The sequence below is a fragment of the Phyllobacterium phragmitis genome (assembly GCF_002980495.1).
Classification (GTDB): Bacteria; Pseudomonadota; Alphaproteobacteria; order Rhizobiales; family Rhizobiaceae; genus Paramesorhizobium; species Paramesorhizobium phragmitis.
The window spans coordinates 1-354 of sequence record NZ_PVBR01000109.1 but is presented as its reverse complement, the minus strand read 5'-3'; the positions used below and the strand labels follow the sequence as shown (position 1 = coordinate 354).

At 61.9% G+C, this 354-nt stretch carries 1 pseudogene; it reads left to right on the top strand.

Annotation, left to right across the window (positions count from 1 at the left end):
- Nucleotides 1–218, top strand: a pseudogene (locus C5748_RS28445) (hypothetical protein); the annotation flags it as partial.
- Between the last annotated feature and the right edge of the window lie 136 nt (nt 219–354).

The window sequence follows — 354 nt, the reverse complement described above, 5'->3', positions numbered from 1 at the left end:
TGGTCTTCAATCCGATGGTGGGCGCGTGGTCGATCGTGGCCATCTGGTTTGCCTATGTGCTTGCAGCCGGGCTCTTCCGCAATCTCTCCTTGATTGCGCGCGAACCAAGGCTGGTGCTGCTCGCCCCGCTCTATAGCCTGGCACACGTAGTGATCCTCACCCCGCTGCGTCTGGTTGCCCTGGTCACCATTCTTGATAACCGCTGGGGAACAAGATGATATGCGGGCCGAGAGGCTTAGGCGCCGTCAGCCCGCAACAGCCAGTCGGCAAAGCTGCCGTCGGTCGTCTTGCGCACCGTATGGCCGTTCAGCCAAGCGGATCGCGCCTCGCTGGGGCGGAAACCAAATCGTGCCT